Genomic DNA, 20,771 nt, shown 5'->3' with positions numbered 1-20,771 from the left:
TCAGGTGACCGACCATGAACCCAAAGGAAAACTACCTGCATGAGTTCTTCAGGATTTTCTTCGCCAACAAGCAACTGGTGAAGCGCGTCTTCCTGACCTTTGCAGTCATCGCCCTGCTGCTGCCCCTGTTGCTCAAACAGAGCTTCGATATCACCGCGCAAGTGATCGTGCAGTCGAAAAAACTCTCCCAGGGTGACGCCACCACGTCGCTGACGGTGGACAACGCCACATTCATTCCACCTTCACTGGCGGACATGGAAACCGAGAGCAATATCCTCCGTTCGCCAGCGCTGATCCGCCAGACCATCAGCGAATTGCGCGACAAAGGCGAATACACGCCTTCGCCGGGCATCTTCAGCAAACTGGTGAGCGAGCCGTTCAAGCGCTACATCAGTTCGCCGCTGCGCCAATACGTGATCAACCCGACGCGCAACATGCTCGGGCTGGAAACCGATCCGGTGCGTGACACGGCGCTTGATGCGTTGACCCAGCAAGCCATCGACAGCCTGAAAATCGAGACCCTGCCCGGCTCCAACGTGATCTCGATCATCTACAGCTTCCCTGACCCGCATCAAGGCACGACGTTTGTCGCCGCTCTGCTGCAAAACTACCTGTTCAGCCGCCAGGCGCTGCAATCGATCGACCTGCCACAGTCCTTCTATGAATCGAAGAAGCACCTCTATCAAGTGCGCCTCGATGGCTTGGAAGGCAACCGTCAGGCCCTGCTGGAGAGTGTCGGCGCGTCCGATCCGAAGGAAGAAATCACCTTCCGTTTGAACGCGATCAACACCGAAGAGCAAGCGCTGAACCTGTATCGCGACCGCCTGCTGCAAAGTCAGCGCTGGCTCGAATACCTGAAAACCGCGATGACCGCCGCCAGCACCAGCAAACTCAACGATTACACCTTCCCCTTCACCTTCACCACCACAGTGGACAACGTGGCGTTCGAGGATCGGGAAATCAAACAGATGGGCGAGCAACTGACCACCCAGGTCAGCCGCTATATGAATGACCTCGCCGTCTTCCAGCCCAGCAGCGAACCGATGCTGTTGACCCGCGAGCAGATCGCCCGCACCCGTCAGCAATTCCTCAAAGTGGTGAGCAACCGCATTCAGGAACGCACCAACGATCTGGCAGTGGTGCAACAGGTGATCGATCAGAAAACCGCGCGCATCACCGAGTTCAAGGCGCGCATCCGCGACCTGCAGCAAACCCAGAGCAAGCTGCGGCAGATGGACACCGAAATCGACGCCTTGCATGCCGCGTTCTCGACCTACGCTCAGCGCTTTGCCGAAAGCAGTACAACCGGTGCGCTGAACGATGATCTGTCCAACGCCCGGGTATTGAGCCCGCCGTTCGAACCGACCGAAGCGGCGTTTCCCAAGCCGGGGCTGATTATCCCGTTCGGCATGCTCACCGGTCTGCTGCTGGCGATCGCTTTCGTCTACGTGCGTGAGTTCTTCGATCATCGCTTCAAACATCCGGCGCAAATCAGCCACGAACTGGGCATTCCGGTGCTGTTGGTGATCAACGACCAAAACGTGCTGCCGAGCAATCCACACAAGAACTGGACGGTGCCAAGCTTCTTGCACTGGGTGCGCAATTGAACACCGCGCCTACCCCGAACGCCGCGCTGCCGATCATTCATTTGCTCAGCAGCGGCGGGTTCTATGGAGCCGAGCGGATGTTGCTGGATCATTGTCTGGCGACGCCGGGGCAGCATCAGGTGCTGTTTCTCGACGCGCCGCCAGAACTGATCGCGCGCTTTCGCGAGGCCGGGGTGGACTGCCAGGGCTGTGCCGGGCTGGGTGAATTGCTGCGGCACTTGCGTCAACGGCAACACGAGCAGCCGCTGATCAACACGCACAACTTCAAAGGGCTGCTGTTCGGTTGGGCAGGCGCAACGCTGTTGCGCCTGCCGCTGGTGATCACCCAACACGGGTTCACTCCGCGTAGCCGCAAGCAAAAGTTCTACACCTGGCTCAGCCTGCAACTGTGCCGCACTGCTTCGGTAAACCGGGTGGTCTGCGTGGCGGAAAGCATCGCCGTGTTGCACCGTCAGGCCAGTGTCCGGGCGGAGAAGTTGCAGGTGATCCCCAATGGTTTGCCGGCCGCCCCTGCGCAGATGGTCCACAACACTGATCGGCCACGCTGGCTCGCCGGATATGTCGGTCGGCTCAGTAGCGAGAAAGGCCCGGATCTGTTTCTTGATGCGCTGATTCCACTGTGTCATCAGCATCCGCAATTGGACGCTGTGATGCTCGGCGACGGCCCGGAACACGAGGCATTGCAGGCGCGTATCGACGGCGCCGGCTTGCAGCAACGGATTCGCTTGCCCGGTTATCAGATCGCGATGCAACCCTGGTGGCAGCAACTCGATGCGCTGGTGATCAGCTCGCGCACTGAGGGCACGCCGATGATTTTGCTGGAGGCGATGCAGGCCGGTGTGCCAGTGGTGGCGTTCGGTGTTGGCGGGATTCCCGATGTGCTGGAACACCGGCACAACGGTTTACTCGCCGAACCGGCCGACAGTGCTGCCCTCGCCCGCCAGCTCGACGCGCTGTTGAACGAACCGAAACTGGGGCGGCAACTGCGCGACAACGCAAAACGCACGCAACAGGATCGCTACGACCTCAAGGCTTTGGCCGAACGCTGGTCGCAGCTGTACATCCGCACGGCACGGGAGGCACGCGCATGATTTTCCCGCTCTCGATCGTCAGTTTGCTCGGTCTGGTCTGCATCGCTTTGCTGGCCAGCCCTTATCCTTATCTGGCGCCGGGAGCAGTGCTGGGCCTGGTGGGTTTCGCGGTGTTGTATCGCAAGCCGACCTGGGGCCTGCTCGGTATCGTTGCGCTGGTGCCGTTCGAAGGTTTCTTCAAGGACAGTCTTCTGTCCGGAAGCAAACTCCTCGGCGCTTCGCTGGCGGTGATCCTGATGTTGCAACTGGCTCTGCACCAGATGCCCTCGGAGCGCCTGCGCAGCAATATCTGGCGTTACTTGATCTGGTTCATGGTTTTGTACTTCCTGAGCCTGTTCAATACCGATGACATGGGCATGTCGCTCGGGCACCTGCGCGAACTGATTGTCGGCCTGGTGCTGTTTGTCATCACCCTGCTGATCGGTCGCGAACTGAACCTTGATCTGTTCGCCCGACTGGCAACTCTGGCCATCAGCACCACCTGCGCCATGGCCATGTTCTCGGCAAAGTTCCAGGATCAGGGCCGTGCCGCCGGGTTGCTCGAAGACCCTAACGCTTTTGCCATGCTGATCGCCTTCGCCATTCCGCTGGCGCTGCTGCTGGTGATCCGCAGCCCGAACCTGTTGCATCGGTTGTTCTGGGGCGGCTGCTGCATTCTGTTACTCGGTGGCATGACGAAGACCGAATCGCGCTCGGGGCTGGTGGTGGTGGCCTTGAGTCTGTTGATCGGCTGCTGGCATTACCGCTCCCAACTGACGCGGATTCGTCCTCGGCATTTAGGCTTCGCCATGCTTGGCGCGGCAATCGTGATTCCGTTGGCCATTTATGCGATGCCCGCCGGCTACATGGCGCGCATCCAGTCGCTGAGTATCCTCAGCGCCGGCTCCAAGGCGCAGGACGAGTCCCTTGGTCGCCGCGCTTCGTACATCGTGGTTGGCAGCCAGATGATCCGCGAGAACCCGCTGCTCGGTTCCGGCCCGGGCACCTTCCCGCTGCACTACGCCACCACCGGTTACGCCAAGGCGTTTTCCGCCAACCGCAAGATCGGCGACCTGTACCGCCGCGCCCACAACACCTACCTGGAAATCTTCAGTGAAATCGGCGTTCCGGCCGGCCTGTTGTTTGTCGGCATGCTCGGTCTCGGGTTGTACAACCTGATCCGCGCGCGGGCAGCGTGGATGCTGCGACGCGATTGGCAACAGGCCGACTTGATGACCCACTTGGGTGTGAGTTTTCTGTCGCTGACCCTGTTCCTGATGTTCCTCAGCGCACCGAACCAGAAATACGTGTGGATCATGCTCGCGCTGACCAGCGTCCTGCGCCTCAAAGCCGAGCAAGCCCCATTGACGGAGGCCAAGGCATGAGCCGGATCAGTATCGTCCTCCCGATGTTCAACGAAGCCCGGCACATTGGCCGCACCCTGCTGGCCGCGCAAAAAGCGGCGCATGCGGCCAATCTCGAATGCGAGCTGATCGTGGTCGACAACGGCTCCAGCGATGACGGCCCACAGATTGCCCGGCAGTTCGGCGCTCACGTGCTGGTCATGCCCGGCCTGTTGATTGGCGCCCTGCGCAATCGCGGTACGGCCATCGCCACGGGTGAATGGCTGGCGTTTATCGACGCCGATATCGAAATGCCGGAAGACTGGCTGCTGCCGCTGTTCGACCTGGAGGCCAGCGCTCAGGCCGATGTGTTCGGCCTGGACTTGCACACCCCGGCCGAAGCGCCGTGGTACGCGACCGCGTGGCAGCGGCGCACCTTGCGCGCTTCCTCCCAAACCTCCCATGAGGTGGACTGGCTGCCCAGCTCCAACTTGTTGATGCGCCGGCCCTGGTTCGACAAGGTCGGGGGGTTCAACGAGAGCCTGCGCACCGGCGAAGACAAGGAGTTCACCCTGCGTCTGCGCCAGCACGGTGCGATCCTGCTGTCGATCAACAACAACGTAGCCCTGCACTGGGGTTATGAAATGAACTGGCGCGAGTGGATGGGCAAGGAACTGTGGCGCCAGGGTAGTCATCTGCAACTGCTGCGTACCCACGGCTTCAGCCTGCGTTTGCTGCGCTTTCCGATGCTGTCGATTGCGGTGTGGGTGCTGGATTTTCTGGCGATTTCTGCACTGCTCGACGGCTTCCCGCATCACGCCGCGATCATGGTGATGTTGACCTTGTTACCGGGCCTGGTGCTGAGCATTCGCCAGAGCATCAAACATCGCGATGTCGGCCTGACCCTGCAACTGTGGGGCTTGCATTGGCTGCGTCTGCATCTGGCCGGTGCCGCGTTCATTCTCAGTCTGTGTCATTGGAACGCCAGGAGGCCCGCCCGTGGCTGAATTCATGTTCTGGATGTGCCTGTTGTTGCCGGTGTACGCCTATATCGGTTATCCGCTGCTACTGACGATCTTGGCGCCGCTGTTTCCGGCTTGGCGCCACACCCCGGCGCCGCCGCCGAACATCAGCATCGTGATCGCCGCGCACAATGAGGCGCGGCATATCGAGCACAAGTTGCGCACTCTGCTGGCCCAGGATTATCAACCGGCGACGCTGCAAATCATTCTGGCCAGCGACGGCTCGAGCGATGACACCGTGGCCTGCGCGCGCAAAGTGATCGATCCGCGCATCACCGTCCTCGACCTGCCGCGCCAGGGCAAAGCCGCCACGTTGAATGCCGGCGTGGCGCTGAGTACCGGCGACATTCTGGTGTTCACCGATGCCGACAACCAATGGTCGCGCGACACCCTCGGCCACTTGCTCGCGCCGTTTAGCGATCCGCAGGTCGGTGCCTGCGCCGGGCACATGGTGATTCCCGTCACAGGCGGCGGCTTGAGCGTCGGCGACAGCCTCTATCGCCATTACGAAGGCTGGCTGCGCCGGGTGGAAAATCGCACCGGCTGCATGGTCTCCGCCGACGGGGCCCTGCTCGCCCTGCGCCGCGAGCTGTTCCAGAACGTCCCGGCCGAAGTGAACGACGATTTCTTTATCAGCACCTGCGCGCCTGTGGCGCACAAACGCATCGTCTACGTGCCCGAGGCGCAGGTGATCGACCACGGTGTAGACGAGGCGGATAAACAGTTCCGCCGTCGTCAACGGGTCACCGTCGGTGGCCTGCAAAGCCTGGCCCAGCGCAGCGAGTTGCTCAACCCACTCAAACACGGCCTGTATTCGCTCGCACTGATCAGCCACAAACTGATCCGCCGTCTGGCGCCGATCCTCCTGCTGCCGTTGCTGCTGAGCAACTTCTGGCTGTGGAACGAGCATGGTTTCTATCGCCTGAGCCTGATCGCGCAACTGTTCGGTTACGCCGTGGCGATCGCCGGACTGCTGGATTCGCAACACCGCTTGCCCAAACCGTTTCGTCTCGCAGCCTTTCTGCTGGTGACACTGGCGGGCATGAGCATCGGCCTCTGGCAGTTCTTGCGCGGCCAGCGGTATGCCCAGTGGAATCCTGAACAGAACCGTTAAGAGGACCGAAGCCATGGCGATCAAACAACTGCTAAAACGCACCAGTGGCTGGCTCTATCTGAACTCGCACGTGGGGCGTAATCAATTGCAAGGCGCCGGCGTGATCCTGATGTTGCACCGGGTACTGGCCAACGACCGCGCAGCCGATCTGCCGCACCGCAACGAATTGTGCGTCGGGCCCAAAGCCTTCGAGCATTTGCTGGTGTGGTTGCGCCGACACTTCGACTGCGTGCCGCTGATGGAAATCCTCCAGCCCAACTCCCTGCGCAGCGAGCGCCCACGGGTGGCGCTGACCTTCGATGACGGCTGGCGCGACAACGCGGTCAACGCCTTCCCGTTGCTGCAAAAACATCAGGTGCCAGCGAGCATTTTTCTCTCCACCGACTTCATCGGCAGTCGGCAGCGCTTCTGGTGGGAAAGCCTGGGCGAAACCCTGTGGGGCAGCCATGGCGACAAGGCGCGTATGCACTTGATCGAATGCCTGCACGCCAGCGGTCATCCGGTGCCCGTGCTGGTGGATGACATTGATGTCGATCGACGCAGCCTGTCGATGCTGCATTACCTGCAAGGGCTGAAGACGCTGGCGCCACGAGAGCTTGAACGTCTGACCGATGAGTGCCCACCGGAATCACAACCGCAAGCCCTGGACTGGCATCAGGTGCGCGCACTGGAGGCGTCCGGTCTGGTGCGGTTCGGCCCGCACGGTGCCAGTCACGCGATCCTCACCGGTCTTGATGACGTGCGTTTGGACGAAGAAATCAGCCGTAGCCGCCATGCCCTGCAAAACGGCTGCAACCGGCCGCTGCCGGTGTATTGCTACCCCAACGGCGACAACGACGAGCGCGTGCGCAAGCAGATTGCCGATCACGATTATCCGTTTGCGCTGGGCACCGGCACCGGCATTTATCGCGGTGAAGGCGATCCGCTGAACCTGCCGCGTTTCGGGGTCAGTCAACGCACCGCGCGCAATCCGCAGTTGCTGTCGTGGCGGATCTTTCGCGGGGCGCGACCATGAGTCGAGGCAACTACCTCAAGCACCTCGCCCTGAGCATGGGCACCAAACTGGCGATGATTGCCCTGCGTTTGCTGCGCAACGTGCTGCTGGCGCGGATCCTCGGGCCGAGCGAACGTGGTTTGTTTGCCCTGCTCAGCACCCTGCCGGACTTGATCAGTGCCGCCACCAGCGGCGGCTTGAATTCGGCGGTCGGCTATCAAGCCGCCAAGCAGCGGCCGATGGGCTTGTTGCTCAGCCAGGTGTTGGTGTTCGGGTGTTTGCTCGCCGCTTTGCTGACCTTGCTGGTGGTGGCGCTGGCGCGGGAGTTTGGCAGTGAACTGGATGTGACGATGCAACTCGGGCTGCTCGCGTGGCTGTTGCTGCTGGCGGTGCCGATGACGGTGCTCAAAAGCGGTCTGCTGACCTTGCACAACGCCTCCGGCGGCGTGGTCGCGTTCAACGTCTTGCGTCTGGTGGAATCGCTGGCGCCACTGCTGCTGTTTCTCGGCTTGTTCTGGATGTGGAAAAGCGCCGCCCTGGAAGCGGCGCTGATCAGTTGGCTGGCCGGGATCAGTCTGGTGGTACTGGTCGGTTGGGTCTGGCTCAAACGTGCGCAGCCGCTGCAACTGCAATGGGATCGTGCCAGCCAGAAAGAACTACTGCGCTTCAGTGCACGCAGCCATCCGGATCTGCTGTTCCAGCAAGTGATTCTGCGTTCGGACTACCTGTTTATCGGCGCCCTGCTCGGCAGCACCGCGCTGGGCCATTACGCCATGGCCAGCGCCGCCGCCGAACTGCTGCTGATCGTCCCGGAAGCGGTGACCACGCCGCTGATGAAGCGCCTGTTGCAGCAGGACGCAGGCATGGACAAGGTCACCCCGCTGGCGTTGCGCCTGACCGCCACAGTGATGCTCGGTGCCTGCCTGACCATGGCGGTGATCGGCGAATGGCTGATCGTCACGCTGTTCGGCGTTGCTTACCAACCGGCCTATCCGGCGCTGCTCGCCTTGCTGCCGGGGCTGTTGGGCTTGTGCTACGCGAGCATCCTGCGCCTGGACTTGATCGGCAAAAATCGCCCCGGCACGGTGTCCATGCTGATGGGCCTCGGCGCCCTGCTCAATCTGGCACTGAACCTGGTGTTGATTCCTGCCTACGGGATCGTCGGCGCCGCAGCCGCTTCGTCGATTGCCTATCTCGCCGTCACCGTGGCGATGCTGGTGTTGTACTGCCGCCTGAGCGGCGTGCCGCTCTGGCAAACCCTGATCATCCTGCCCAGCGACATCACCCCGATGTGGCTGATGCTGCAACGTCGGAAGGCCGCATGAAAGGCCTGGCCCTGCTGTTCGGCCTCGGCCTGTCGCTGGATGCGTTTGCTGCGTCAATGCGTTGGGGCGAGATCCGCGACGGCAGCCTGTATCTGCAAACCGATCGCCCGGACACAGTGACCGTGCGCTGGACGCCGGCGTGGCAGGCGGATGCCAACGAAGAGCATCTGTACCTGCTCGACGGTCAGGGCAAGTTGCAGGGCGACCGGTTTATCAAAGCCGACGAAATTCGTGGCAGCCAGAGCTGGTCAATGGTGCCCGGCGCGGCCAGTTATCGGTTGGAAATCCCCGGCTACAGCTTCCGCAATTACCGGGTCGAACATGACGAACGTACAATCGCCTTGTTCGCCCCGGCCAAGGTGCATTTCAGCGTCGATACCCGTCACGGCGATGAGCTGTTTTTCAGAGTTGCGCCGGGCGAGCGCGCGGTGCTCGCCGGCAAATTTCACGGTGGCGTCACCGCGTTGCAGGCGCAGCGTGCAGGTGATGGGCAATCGTTGACGCTGGCGCTGAAACCCTATCGGGCCTATTGGCAATTCGATAAGGTCGCGCTGCCGGTCAGCGACCGTGAACAAGTCTGGCGCATGCGCGTGCAAGGCAGCGGCAAAGCGGCATTCTGGCTCGACGGCACGGCCAATCTGTTTGCGCAGAATCCGCAGCAACTCAAAGCCGTACGCGAAGACGCCGGTCAGACGCGTTTGACCCTGCACGACAAAGTCCTCGGGCGCACGCCGGATCTGGGCATCGCCCTGCCCTATGTGATGCCGCCGCCAGCCAGTCACGCCGCGCTCGATGCGCTGAAACCGACAGCGGCGAGTTACTACAGCTTTGTCGATGTCACGGCGAAGGAGCCGCATTTCGAAGACGCGTTCCGCCAGTTTTATCAGGATCGTTTCGGCATCAAACAGGACATCACCCTGCTCGCCGGCAGTCAGCGTCAGGCTGATCTGCGCGCCGATGTGCAAAGCAACAGCGGCCTCGACGCCTGGCTCGCCGGCACCCGCGCCCTGGGTGGCAAAGGCACGCATTACATCGGTTTCGCCGACGAGCCTAATCTCAACTATTCAAGCTACGAACAATACCGGGCGATCTTCAGCAGCATGGCGCGGCAGGTGCGCAGCGACCCAGCCAACGCCAAGGCAGGCGTGCGCATCGCCATGCCGGCCAGTTCGCGGCTGGTCAATGGCCCGTTCGCCAACAATGCGGCCGACAAGCGCGGCATCGATTGGGCGCGGCGCTTGCTCGCGGAGTCCGGTGATCAAGTCGATGCGCTGGCGTGGCACGAATGGATGATCCGCGATCTGCTCGCCACCCGCGTCTACCGCGACAGCGTGCGTCGTGCTGCTGAACTGGTCGGCCTCGATGGCCAGGGCCAACCGCGCAAAACGCTGCTGCTCGATCAGACCAATATGTCCAGCGGCTCCAGCCTCAGCCCCTACGATCAGGAAACCCACTACGCGTCGCTATGGTGGGCCTCGGTGGTGATCAACGCCTCGCAGGACGGCTTGCTGAGCATGCTCAACTGGTTTCAGGCCGCCGATGAGCCGCAGTACCCCAAGGGCATGTTGCGGGTGTCGGCCGACGAAAATCGCTTCGAACTGAAACCGGTGGGGCTGGCCCAGCAGTTCATTGCGCAACACTGGCTGCATCAAGTGTTGTGGCTGGAAAACGATGCGTTTGAAGTCGATGTGCTGGCGATGGCCGGCGACGAGCAGCGTGAGCTGCTCGGCGTAAACAAAGGCACGCGTTTACAGCGTGTCGATCTGAGCGGTGCCAAGTGCCCGCTGAACAACGGCGCGTTGCGTTACTTCGGCGCCGACAACCGCAGCCGCGATGCGCCTTTTCACTGCCAGGACGGCCGTGTGCGCTTCGAGCTGCCAGGACAAACGCTATTCGCTCTGAGTTGGAGCGCTTCATGACCGCCCTTTTGATGTTCTGCCGCGCCGGCGTTCGGCCGCGCGACGCATCGTCATCAGGAGTGAACACCATGAATATGCTGCGAAAACTGACTGAAAACATCCGGCAGAAAGGACTCTCTGCCACGGTGAAAAAAATTTGGAAGCACTACGTGTTTTTCCATCAGGAATTGCTGTGGATGGAGCGCGATCTGGCCAGCCCGGTGCCACCGCACAGCCTTAAACCTTATCCGCCGCTGAGGGTGGTGAAGATCACGACGGACAACGCCAACGCCTTCGCCCGCTATTTCGGCGACCGTGTCGGGACCATGGCCGAACTGGCCAAAGAAGGTCACACCGGGCACATGCACCTGGACGATCAGGGTGACGCCGTGGCGTTCATCTGGGGCAGCGCACAGAACTATTTCGACCGGCATTACTACGGTTGCCTGTTCCCGGTAAAACCTGGCGAGTTTTTTGAGTTCGGCGGTGAACTGACCCGTGCCTATTGGGGCACCGAGCTGTCTGTGGACCTGCAACTGGAGTTGTGGAAAGCCATGGCCGCCCAGGGCTGCGACACAGTTGTCGATGTCTGCGAGTTCCATAACGTACCGGCACTCAAGCTACACCTGCGCATGGGCTATACCGAACAACACCGGATCATGAATGTTTACACCCTGTTCGGTCGCTGGCGCTTCTACCGCGAAACCCGCTACAGCGGTTCGCGCCTGGATGCCCTGCGCAAACCTTCCCGACCACCTGTAACAGCAACGGCGGCCTGAGCCTATGGTGACGCGATTCGAATGGCGCACTTCACTGTGCGCCGCCGATTTCCCGGCAGCAGCCTATGAAACGCTGCGCCTGCGGGTGACGGATCACACGCCGTTCAACAACCTTGGCTGGTTGTGTGCGGCTGAGCAGGCACTTGGCGAGGGTGAGCATCTGCACATCCTGCTGGGTTGGGAAGCGGAGGAGTTGCGTCTGTGCTTGCCGCTCGTGGCGAGTCGCGAGCGCTTTTTCGGCGTACCGCTTCGAGTGTTGCATCACTTGGGCTATCCGCTGGCCGATCGACTGGCATTGCTCTCTTTGCTCGGCAGCGAAGACATGCGCGAGGCCTTGCTGTTGATCCGCCAACGCCTGCCCCACGCGTTGCTGCAACTCAACGAATTGTCCGAGCCCGCCGGTGAAGAAAGCGCCCTCACCGAGTGGATGGCCCACAGCTCCAACGGTGAGCGACGGCTGAGCTGTCGGGTGCCAGTGCATCTGATCAGCGAGGCGGATCATCAGGAAGTCTCCGGCGATCCACGCTACAAACTGCGTCGGGCGCGCAAGCGGATTGCCGCCTGCGGTGCCGAGGTGCGGCGGATCATTCCGGATGCGATTTCGATGGGGCCACTGCTGCAGCTGATCAGAGAAGTCGAAGCGGTGAGCTGGAAAGGTGACGAAGGCGTCGGCATTTTCGCCAGCGAACACAGCCGCCAATTGATCGAGCGCGCGTTCACCGCGCTCGCCGAACAAGGCCTGGTGCGGGTGGTGACGCTGGAGTTGAACGGGCGTTGCATCAGCTACCGGCTCGGGCTGCTCGAACAGGGTCGACTCTACGATTACAACCTCGCGTTCCTGCCGCAATACGCTGATCTGGGCAGCGGTCGGGTGTTGCTGGAAGAGTGGATTCGCTGGGGCCTGGACGATCACTGGCGCTGGATCGATGCCTCGCGGGTGAGCCTGGAAAACTCCAGCCATCAACTCCATGAGCGCATGACCGGGCAACTGGAACACTGGCGCTGGAGCTTCTATTCCTGGCGGCCCAGTGGTCTCGCACTCGGCCTGGCGTTGCGCGTATGGCAGCGGTTCAAACCTGCACTGCAGCAGTGGCGAGCCAAGCGCGCAGACAAACCTGCACCCGTCGTCAAACCTGTCGCGATCACCAAGGAGGGCGAACAACATGCCTCGCCAAGTCATAGTCAACGCTGACGATTTCGGCCTCAGCCCGAACGAAAACGCGGTGATCTTCGCCGCGTTTCAGGCCGGGGTCATCAGCTCCGCCACCGCAATGGCCACCATGCCGGCGTTCGAAGCGGCCTGCGCCATGGCGCGGCATCCGTCGCTTGAGGGCCGGGTCGGGCTGCACTTCAACCTGACTTACGGGCGGCCGTTGAGCCAGGCGATTCTGGCTCGTCGCACGTTCTGCGATGGTTATGGTGTGTTCGACCTCAGCCTGCCGCGCCATCGCTTGTGGCTTTGCCGTGAGGATCGCGACGCGGTGCGTGAGGAGTTGCAGGCGCAGTGGCAGCGCTGTGTCGATCACGGTGTGCGCCCGAGCCACATCGACTCGCATCAGCACGTTCACAACATCTGGCCGATTGGCGAGATCGTCGCGCGCTTCGCCGCGCAGCAAGGCGTACCGATTCGGCTGGCGCGCAATCTGGGGCAAAACCTCAGCCTGCCCAAACGCGTGTTCAAAGGTCTGCTCAATTGGCGTTTGCAAGGTTTGGCCGGGGCCACTGCCGACTACGTCTGCACGCCGGTGGACCTGCGCAACGACAGTGCGCCGACCGACGGTGTGCTGGAAATCGTCGCCCATCCGACTCAGCTTGGGTCGGATTTCGGCGATGCCTATCTCCCCACTGACGAGTCCCTGAGCCGCGTGCTAGAGCGGCAGCTGAAGGGCGTTCCACGGGTTTCCTACGCAGATCTGAACAAGGAGTTTGTGCGTGGTGCCACGGCACTCGATTGACTTACATACCCTGCAATACTTTCCAGGATGGCACTTTGAAATGAAATTGAAGGCTTGATCTATACCCACAAAAGCACCATCCACAGCACCCTGGCTTCGGCCACGGAGGACATCATGAGCGTCATCGAAAAACTACAAGAACGCATCCGTCAAAAAGGCCTCGGCCGCACCTTCGGCACGATGTGGAAACGCTACGTGTTCTTCCATTGGGAACTGCTGTGGATGGAGCGCGACCTGGTCAGCCCGGTGCCGCCGCACAAGCTGCGCCCTTACGACGGCCTGCGCAAAGTCGACATCACCCCGGAAAATGCCGGGGCGTTCGGCAAACACTTTGGTGACCGCGTGGAGACCATGGCGGAGCTCGCCGCCGAGGGGCACACCGGGCACATGTACCTCGATGCGGACGGTCATGCCGTAGGGTTTATCTGGGGCAGTATTCGCGACTATCACGACCGCCACTATTACGGCTGCATGTTTCCGGTAAAACCCGGCGAGTTCTTCGAGTTTGGCGGCGAAATGATCCGTGCCTATTTCGGTAGCAGCCTGTCGGTGGACGTGCAAGTCGCCCTCTGGGAAGCCATGGCGGCCCAGGGCTGCAACAAGGTCGTGGACGTTTGCGAAACCCACAATATCCCGGCGCTGAAACTGCACATCCGCATGGGCTACCAGGAACAGGGGCGCATCACTCACGTCTACTGCCTGTTTGGCCGCTGGAAATTCTTCCGTGAAACACGCTACGAAGGCTCGCGGCTGGAGCCATTGCGCAAACCGGAGCGGCCGGTGGTGAGCGCGGCGGCGCAGACTTGAGCCAATCCACAAATGTATGGCGGCATTGATGCCGCCATCGCTGGCAAGCCAGCTCCCACAGGGTTTTGGGTGTACTCGGTATTTTGTACGACACAAAATGGCTTGCCAGCGAAGAGCCCTGTAGCCGCGCTGATGAATCTCAGACTTTGGTGGCAACCAAGGTGAAACACATCGGTAACTGCGCCTCCCGGTTCAGATACCGGTCATACAATTCCTCCCGATTCGAATGCGCATATTCCTTGAAGTGCGCGATGTTCAGCCCTGCCCCGATGGCGCCGCTGAAGATCGCGCCGAGGTTATGCACGAACCAGTAGGACTTCGCCGCCTGCTGCTCGACCTTGCCGACATAGACAATCGGTTCTTCCTGCACGAACGGCTCGGCGCGGAAGTACGAGCTCGCGAGGCGATACGGATCCTCGGCGTCGGGGTCGACCATTTCCAGAAACGGGTGGGTTTCGTAGATCACCAGTTTTCCACCCGGTTTCAGCGTCGACGCAACGTGACGGAAGAATTCGCCGATGTCGGGCATCCAGTTGAGTACACCGATGGTGATCAGCGCCACATCGAAGCGGTTGTGCAACGATGCCGGCAGTTGATGGATATCGCTTTCGATGAATTCGGCGTTGTGCGCTGAGCGGCTGTTCAGCTCACGGGCCTGATCGAGAAACGCGCTCGACTGATCGACACCGACCACACTGCGCGCACCGAGGGCAAACAGCGAAAGACTTTCGCGACCGTTGTTGCAGGCCAGTTGAACCACGTCTTTGCCGTCGACACCGACCTCTTCCAGCAACCCGCGCAGCGTGTAGTCGAGGCAGCAAAAATCCGCCTGTTCGACGTCGTTAATCAGCGCCTGCCAGTCAGGCGATTCCTGATGGTGGCGGGCGGAATCGTTCCACGCCTGACGATTGCTTTCGATGGCGTTTTTATTGTTCGGCACTTCCATGGCGCACTCCGGACGATGCTCGTGATTGAGCGGTCGGAGTCTAGATCAGGCTGTCAGGTGTAATTGTCGAAAACTTGTAAGCGACGCTCCTACAAAACAGGCGCTTTTCGCCCACAAGTGTCGACGAATTATCCTGGACCGATAGAAGACTTGGCCGACTGCTTATCTGTATCTAATTGGATACAGTCAGTAATGAGGTGCAGTCATCGTTCTACTGGCCGGAGGCGACAAATCCTCACAAAGCGCAGACATCCGGCGCGCAAAAAAAATGGCAAGGGAGGTTTAACCATGAGCCAGACTTTGACGAATTTCGACATGGCGACATTGTTGGACAGTGACGAGGCCATCAGCGAATACCTGTCCCAGGTTCTTGCAGATGGCGATAACGAGGAGTTTCTTCGAGCAATAGGTTATGTGCTCAGAGCCCGCGGAATGACGCAGATAGCCAAAGACGCAGGCATGGGTCGTGAAAGTCTGTACAAGGCGTTCGCGCCAGGCGCAAAGCCGCGCTTCGACACCGTATTGAAGGTCATCCATGCCCTTGGCATTGACCTTTGTGCACAACCGGGGCATTTGATCAATCACTCGACATCTTGAGCTCGTGGATGGCAGAGGCAGCTATAGTTAATAGCCTTGGGGAAAACCGCACTCGCAGGTGCCGCCATGCAAATGCTCAATCGGCTGTTGTTGACCGTCTGTCTGCTCGCCGCCACTTCGACGCAAGCGCTGGACAGCAATTTCGTTTACTACGGGCCGAACCAGCCCTTCGCCCACCCTGCCCCGTATTCGCTGAACGCCACGCCTCCGCGGCCCTTTGATGACACGGCGCCGCAGGATTTCGTGATCATTCCCGACCGCCGCGTGTTCTCCGACTCGCAACTGCCGACGGTGGCGGATGCGACAGTGCGGGTGTTTATCCGCACGTACGATGCCGAGCGCGGGATTTATGTGAATGACGAGGTGCTCGACCCGAGTTGTGTACTGGAGTGCCTGAGCCGCCAAGTGCAACACTAATCCCCTGTGGGTTCACCACTGGCGTTTGTCCGGGCGCGCGAGGCCGAGCTTTTCGATGCGGTAACGCAGCATGTCGCGGCTCAGGCCCAGCAAACGCGCGGATTTGGTGACGTTCCAGTCGGTCTTGTCGAGCATCTTGCGCACCATGTCGCGCTCGACTTCCGGCAGGTTCATCGATTCGGTGTTGCTCGCCGGGCGTGGTTCGTAGTGCGTCGGCACTTCGTGCAGGTGCAGCGGCGGCTCGTCGACCAGGCTCATGCACACGTTCAACTGATGCGCGGCGATGGTGTCGCTCGGCGCCAGCAGCACGGTTTGCTCAAGCATGTTGCGCAACTCGCGCACGTTGCCCGGCCAGGTGTAACTGAGCAGCAGCTCTTCGGCCTGCTGGCTGAAATGCAGGTTCGGTTTGCCGTAGCGTTTGCCGTGGCTGGCGAGGAAGTGCCGGGCCAGCATCAGGATGTCTTCACCTCGGGCATACAGGCGCGGCACCTTGATCGAAATGATCCGCAAGCGGAAAAACAGATCGCGACGGAACTTGCCCTGCTGGACCATTTGCTCAAGGTTGCAGTTGGTCGCGCTGATCACCCGCAGATTGACCTTGCGCTCCTTCACCGAACCGACCCGGCGAATCGTCCGGTCCTCCAGCAACTTCAACAGCTTGGCCTGCAACAGCAGATCCATTTCCCCGACTTCGTCGAGAAACAATGTCCCGCCGTCAGCGGCTTCCACTAACCCCACGCGACGATCCTTGGCGTCGGTGAACGCGCCCTTTTCGTGGCCGAACAGTTCCGACTCGACCAGATTCGACGGGATCGACGCACAGTTGAATTCAATGAACGGGCCTTTGCTGCGTGGGCCGTCGAAGTGCAGCGCGCGGGCCACCAGTTCCTTGCCGGTGCCGGTTTCGCCCTCCACCAGCACGGGCGGCAGATCGGTGTTGGCCATGCGCCGTTCGGCATCGAGCAACTGACCGATGGTGTTTTTCAGGTACTGCATCGGTGCCGACTCGCCGATCAGCGCCTGAATGCCGGACTTCTGCGCCTCGCGTTCCTGATAGAACGACAGCGTGCGCTCCATGCGCTCGGTGGCCAAGGCCTTGTCGAGCAGCAGTTTGAGTTCCGGCAGTGCAACCGGTTTGGTGACGTAATGAAAGGCGCCCTCCTTCATGGCCACCACGGCATCGTCGACGTTGCCATAGCCGGTCATCATGATCACTTTCAGATCCGGCGCGCTTATGCGCAGCTTCTGGATCAAGTCGTGCCCGCTCATGCCCGGCAGCGAGTTATCGGTCAGCACGATGTCCGGCATGAAGCTGCCCAATTGCTCCAGCGCGTCTTCGGCCGAATGGCAAACCGTCACCTCGAAGTCTTTGCGCTCCAGGTAGGTCTGAATATTTTCGGCCAACAGTTCATCATCCTCGACCAGCAGAATGCTGTGCTCCATATTCCCCTCCCGATGCCACTTTGAAGTTGAGACTGACGCGGGTTCCTTCCTGCTCTTTGCTGGTCAAGACGACCGAGCCCTGAAAACGCTCCATGATTCTTTTGACCAACGCCAGACCAACCCCGAGGCCGCCCTGCTTGGTGGTGAAAAACGGTTTGAACACCAACAGTTGCTGTTGCGCACTCATGCCCTTGCCGGTGTCGCTGAGGGTCATGCGCACGCTGTCGGCCTGCGGTGTTTCGAATTCGACGCTGAGCACACCGCCCTTGGGCATGGCTTCCAGAGCGTTGGCAAACAGGCTATTGAGTATTTGTGTGAGCAGCACCCGCTGACTGACGACTGGCGGGCAAGGTTGCGGACTGAAGCGCACCTCGACTCCATTGCGTTTGATCAGCGCGTCGAATGCGCCCAGAGTATCTTCGACCGCCAGAACCAGATCCACTGCCTCGCCTTCCTCGCCCATCGGCCGCAGCGACACCAGCAACTCACGCACCCAGCGCGACATGCGATCGACCTGGCTGATGATGTCGCCGATATTGCGCTGCGCGCCCTCGCTGGCGACTTCCTGCGCCAGTTCGGCGCTGGAGCGAATGGTCGCCAGCGGATTGCGCAGGCTGTGGGCCACGGCCGAGGACATCTCGCCCAGCGCGACAAAGGTTTCATTGCTGATCAACTGTTGCTGCTGGCTCTGCAGCAACTGCGCCGCCCGGCGGACGATCCAGAACAGCGCGAGAAAGATCACCGCGCCCCCGAAAAGCGTTGCCGCCCAGATCGAGGCGAAGCCACGGTCGATCCGGGCGACCAGATCCGCCGGCTCCTTGTAAACCTCGACCATGGCGATGACTTTGCTTTTATCGGCGTTGAACATCGGGATGTAGTTTTCGATGAAAAGGTATTTCGGTTCGCGCAGCAGCCGCTGCTCCGGACGCTCATCATCGATCTTGTGATAGCTCGACGACACCGGCACTTTCATCTCGAATGACTCGTCAAGTTCGTCGTCATCGTCGATGTGTACACCGATCAGCTCCGGATTGGTTGACCAGATCACCGTGCGATCCAGCGCATAAACCGTGGCCAGCAAAATGTCCGGCAAGTGTTTGACGTGATCGAGAAACTCGATGCGGGCGGAGACATGCGCGGCCGGATCGACATCGGGATAGCTGTTGTCCTGGCGCGGATCAAGCATTTCGCCCATGGTCCTGGCCGAAGTGATCTTGGCATGACGCATTTCTGCCTCGCCGATTGCCTGGACGAATTGCGCGGTCAACAGCGCATCGCGCTCGACACTTTCAGTGACCACAAACCGCGTGGAGATGTAGGCCAGCCCCACCGCCACGGCGGCGATGATGAAAAAACTCGCGAGCGAGAACCAGCGCAACAGATTGAACTGCGTCCGCCAGCCTTTGCCTGCTGCGGCCGATGCCGCCGGCGCAGGGATATTTTGTGCTTCCAGTCGCTGCATGAGAGTGCCCTGGAGATTTGTATCGAGCCGGTCATAGCAATCAGTGTAGGTGGCTATGACCGCGACACATGGTTCAATGATGCTATTTCGCCGCTATTGCGTACGACTCACCTTCGCGGCGGGATCGCCCGGTTTTACTCGCGTCAATGCGCAGTCAACAGTCGATGATCGCCCGCGCGAACGCCTCGTCCAGACGCCGGTCGGACATCGGGATTCGGGCATGATCAGTGTCGAATTGAGGCCAGCTATCGCTGAGGTCACGCATAGTTATGTCCATCACCAGCCTCTTCATCAGGAAGGGGTGATGGTGTTTTGCAACTACTGCGCCAGAATATTATTTCCAGCTTTAACAGGTAGTTAAGCGTGCTGTGAGTTGCCCCACTCCACCGTGACCGGGGTTTGGCACCCACTATTGGGGAAAGTCAGCAAACCTCGCGGTTATGGCACGCGCTGGAACGCCAGACGCACCGTGGTTCCCTCGCCTTCACGGCTATCCAGGGTCACGCCGCCACCAAAGCGTTCCATGATGCGTTTGACCAGCACAAGGCCCACGCCAAGACCACCGGACTTGGTCGTGAAAAACGGCCGGAAGGCCATGCTGCGCTGTTCTTCGTTCATGCCTTTGCCGGTGTCGCTGAGTACTACGCAGACTCCCCGGTCGCCGCTCGGTTCGAGGCTGACGGTCAATGTGCCGCCCTTGTCCATGGCCTCCAGTGCGTTGGCCAACAGGCTGTTGAGGATCTGCGTCAGTTGCACCGGTTGGCTCAACACCATGGGCGTACTTTGCGGCTGAAACACCACTTGCACGCCGGCCCTGGCGATCTGTTGCTCGAACGCGACGAGGCTTTCGTACAGCGTCGCCACCAGATTCACCGGTTCCGGGTCATCGTTGAGCGGGCGCAGCGACTGCAGCAACTCGCGCACCCACTTCGACATGCGGTCGACCTGACCGATGATGTCGTTGATGTTCTTCTGCGCGGGGCCAGCGTCGAACTCCAGCGCCAGTTCGGCACTGGAGCGGATGGTCGCCAGCGGATTGCGCAGGCTGTGCGCCACGGCTGAAGACATCTCGCCCAGTGCGACAAAGGTTTCATTGGCAATCAATTGTCTCTGCTGCGCCGCAAGCAGAATGGCCGCGCGCCGCACGATCCAGTACAGCCCCAGATAAATCAGGCCGCCGCCCAGCGCGGTGGCCAGCCAGATCAGCGTCAGCCCGCGTTCGATACGGGTAATCAGGTCTTTGGGCTCCTTGTAGATCTCGACCATCGCCGTAACGTTTTTGCCGTCGGCGTCGAACAGCGGAATGTAGTTTTCAATAAACATGTAGTCCGGTGGGGTGACGAATTTCTGCTCCTCACGCTCCTTGTCGACGTTGTGATAACTGGCCGACACCGGAATCTTTTCATTGAAGGCGCGATCGAGGTCTTCGTCGGAATGAATGCGCGTGCCTGTCAGCGCCGGGTTCGTCGACCAGATCACCAATCGATCGGGGGCATAGATATTGGCGAGGATGACATCCGGCAAGTGTTCGATGTGATCTAGAAACTCCCCACGGGCATTGGCCCGGGCTGCCGGATCGACGTCGGGAAAATCCTTGTCCAGGCGTGAATCGAGCAACTCGCCCATGGTCCGCACGTTGGGAATCGAGACATGCCGAACTTCGGCCGAAGCGATGGCCTGAATGAATTGCGCCGTCAGCAAGGCATCGCGCTGCACGCTTTCGTCGATCACAAAGCGTGTCGAGACCATACCGAGCGCCACGGCCACAGTGCCGATCACGGCCATGCTGATCAGCGAAAACCAGCGCAACAGGTTGAACGGCAGCGTGCGCGAGCTCAACCGTAGATTGCGGTCCTCGACTGGAAGCGATTTCGACTGCATGTTCATGGCGGCGACTTCCGGAAACTTCCCTATAGGGTTATAGCCCACGGTTGGGGCTTTGCCCGGATGCGGGGCCATCTACCCGATTGCGCTAGTCGCCAAACACCGCAG

At 60.6% G+C, this 20,771-nt stretch carries 19 protein-coding genes; 14 read left to right on the top strand and 5 right to left on the bottom strand.

What is annotated here, in order from left to right; all coding sequences use genetic code 11:
• Positions 1-14 precede the first annotated feature (14 nt).
• The 12 genes from ACA069_RS11370 (at position 15) to ACA069_RS11315 (ending at position 13,914) form a co-directional block, all read left to right on the top strand.
• Positions 15-1,607, top strand: a complete 1,593-nt coding sequence (locus ACA069_RS11370; RefSeq protein WP_187677040.1) for a GumC family protein — start codon at positions 15-17, stop codon at positions 1,605-1,607.
• Positions 1,604-2,698, top strand: coding sequence for a glycosyltransferase family 4 protein (locus tag ACA069_RS11365; protein WP_497617562.1), 1,095 nt, complete (start codon positions 1,604-1,606; stop codon positions 2,696-2,698). The genes ACA069_RS11370 and ACA069_RS11365 overlap by 4 nt, the downstream gene beginning before the upstream one ends.
• Positions 2,695-4,062 (top strand): O-antigen ligase family protein, encoded by a 1,368-nt coding sequence (locus tag ACA069_RS11360; protein ID WP_497617560.1) that lies wholly within the window; start codon positions 2,695-2,697, stop codon positions 4,060-4,062. The genes ACA069_RS11365 and ACA069_RS11360 overlap by 4 nt, the downstream gene beginning before the upstream one ends.
• The gene (locus ACA069_RS11355) at positions 4,059-5,027 is read left to right on the top strand and encodes a glycosyltransferase (RefSeq protein WP_497617558.1); all 969 of its coding nucleotides are present in this window, start codon (positions 4,059-4,061) and stop codon (positions 5,025-5,027) included. Before ACA069_RS11360 ends, ACA069_RS11355 begins: the two co-directional genes overlap by 4 nt.
• Positions 5,020-6,156: a glycosyltransferase family 2 protein gene (locus ACA069_RS11350; protein ID WP_497617557.1), complete on the top strand. Its 1,137-nt coding sequence runs from the start codon at positions 5,020-5,022 to the stop codon at positions 6,154-6,156. The genes ACA069_RS11355 and ACA069_RS11350 overlap by 8 nt, the downstream gene beginning before the upstream one ends.
• Positions 6,157-6,169: 13 nt before the next feature.
• A complete protein-coding gene (locus tag ACA069_RS11345; protein WP_401265736.1) occupies positions 6,170-7,171 on the top strand; it encodes a polysaccharide deacetylase family protein in 1,002 nt (333 codons plus the stop codon).
• Positions 7,168-8,475: an oligosaccharide flippase family protein gene (locus ACA069_RS11340; protein ID WP_497617556.1), complete on the top strand. Its 1,308-nt coding sequence runs from the start codon at positions 7,168-7,170 to the stop codon at positions 8,473-8,475. Before ACA069_RS11345 ends, ACA069_RS11340 begins: the two co-directional genes overlap by 4 nt.
• Positions 8,472-10,394 carry a hypothetical protein gene (locus tag ACA069_RS11335; protein WP_497617554.1) on the top strand — a complete coding sequence of 641 codons (1,923 nt, stop codon included), beginning with the start codon at positions 8,472-8,474 and terminating at the stop codon, positions 10,392-10,394. The genes ACA069_RS11340 and ACA069_RS11335 overlap by 4 nt, the downstream gene beginning before the upstream one ends.
• Before the next feature lie 68 nt (positions 10,395-10,462).
• Entirely contained in the window at positions 10,463-11,152 is a 690-nt protein-coding gene (locus tag ACA069_RS11330; RefSeq protein WP_497617553.1) for an N-acetyltransferase, read from the top strand.
• A 4-nt stretch (positions 11,153-11,156) separates the two neighbouring features.
• The gene (locus ACA069_RS11325) at positions 11,157-12,344 is read left to right on the top strand and encodes a GNAT family N-acetyltransferase (RefSeq protein WP_497617552.1); all 1,188 of its coding nucleotides are present in this window, start codon (positions 11,157-11,159) and stop codon (positions 12,342-12,344) included.
• Positions 12,316-13,107, top strand: a complete 792-nt coding sequence (locus ACA069_RS11320) for a ChbG/HpnK family deacetylase (RefSeq protein WP_187677030.1) — start codon at positions 12,316-12,318, stop codon at positions 13,105-13,107. Before ACA069_RS11325 ends, ACA069_RS11320 begins: the two co-directional genes overlap by 29 nt.
• 114 nt (positions 13,108-13,221) lie before the next feature.
• Positions 13,222-13,914, top strand: a complete 693-nt coding sequence (locus ACA069_RS11315) for a GNAT family N-acetyltransferase (RefSeq protein WP_489880810.1) — start codon at positions 13,222-13,224, stop codon at positions 13,912-13,914.
• Between the two features lie 139 nt (positions 13,915-14,053).
• On the opposite strand, the gene ACA069_RS11310 is transcribed toward ACA069_RS11315, so the two are convergent.
• Positions 14,054-14,860: a class I SAM-dependent methyltransferase gene (locus tag ACA069_RS11310; protein WP_497617549.1), complete on the bottom strand. Its 807-nt coding sequence runs from the start codon at positions 14,858-14,860 to the stop codon at positions 14,054-14,056.
• A gap of 288 nt (positions 14,861-15,148) precedes the next feature.
• Between ACA069_RS11310 and ACA069_RS11305 the strand changes: the two genes are divergently transcribed.
• Both ACA069_RS11305 and ACA069_RS11300 read left to right on the top strand, forming a co-directional pair.
• Entirely contained in the window at positions 15,149-15,457 is a 309-nt protein-coding gene (locus ACA069_RS11305) for an addiction module antidote protein (protein WP_187677027.1), read from the top strand.
• Between the two features lie 66 nt (positions 15,458-15,523).
• Positions 15,524-15,874: a hypothetical protein gene (locus ACA069_RS11300; RefSeq protein ID WP_497617547.1), complete on the top strand. Its 351-nt coding sequence runs from the start codon at positions 15,524-15,526 to the stop codon at positions 15,872-15,874.
• Positions 15,875-15,886: 12 nt separating this feature from the next.
• Here ACA069_RS11300 and ACA069_RS11295 read toward each other — a convergent pair whose 3' ends face one another.
• The 4 genes from ACA069_RS11295 to ACA069_RS11280 all read right to left on the bottom strand — a co-directional run bounded on the left by ACA069_RS11295 (position 15,887) and on the right by ACA069_RS11280 (position 20,666).
• Positions 15,887-17,317, bottom strand: coding sequence for a sigma-54-dependent transcriptional regulator (locus tag ACA069_RS11295; RefSeq protein WP_401265752.1), 1,431 nt, complete (start codon positions 17,315-17,317; stop codon positions 15,887-15,889).
• The gene (locus ACA069_RS11290) at positions 17,286-18,779 is read right to left on the bottom strand and encodes a sensor histidine kinase (protein WP_497617545.1); all 1,494 of its coding nucleotides are present in this window, start codon (positions 18,777-18,779) and stop codon (positions 17,286-17,288) included. Before ACA069_RS11290 ends, ACA069_RS11295 begins: the two co-directional genes overlap by 32 nt.
• A gap of 154 nt (positions 18,780-18,933) precedes the next feature.
• The gene (locus tag ACA069_RS11285; RefSeq protein WP_497617543.1) at positions 18,934-19,056 is read right to left on the bottom strand and encodes a hypothetical protein; all 123 of its coding nucleotides are present in this window, start codon (positions 19,054-19,056) and stop codon (positions 18,934-18,936) included.
• 161 nt (positions 19,057-19,217) lie between these two features.
• Positions 19,218-20,666 (bottom strand): sensor histidine kinase, encoded by a 1,449-nt coding sequence (locus tag ACA069_RS11280; RefSeq protein WP_497617541.1) that lies wholly within the window; start codon positions 20,664-20,666, stop codon positions 19,218-19,220.
• Positions 20,667-20,771 lie beyond the last annotated feature (105 nt).

This window comes from Pseudomonas sp. LBUM1652 (assembly GCF_059716105.1).
Note: the sequence above shows the minus strand (reverse complement) of the source record. Positions and strands in the feature narration are given on the sequence as shown.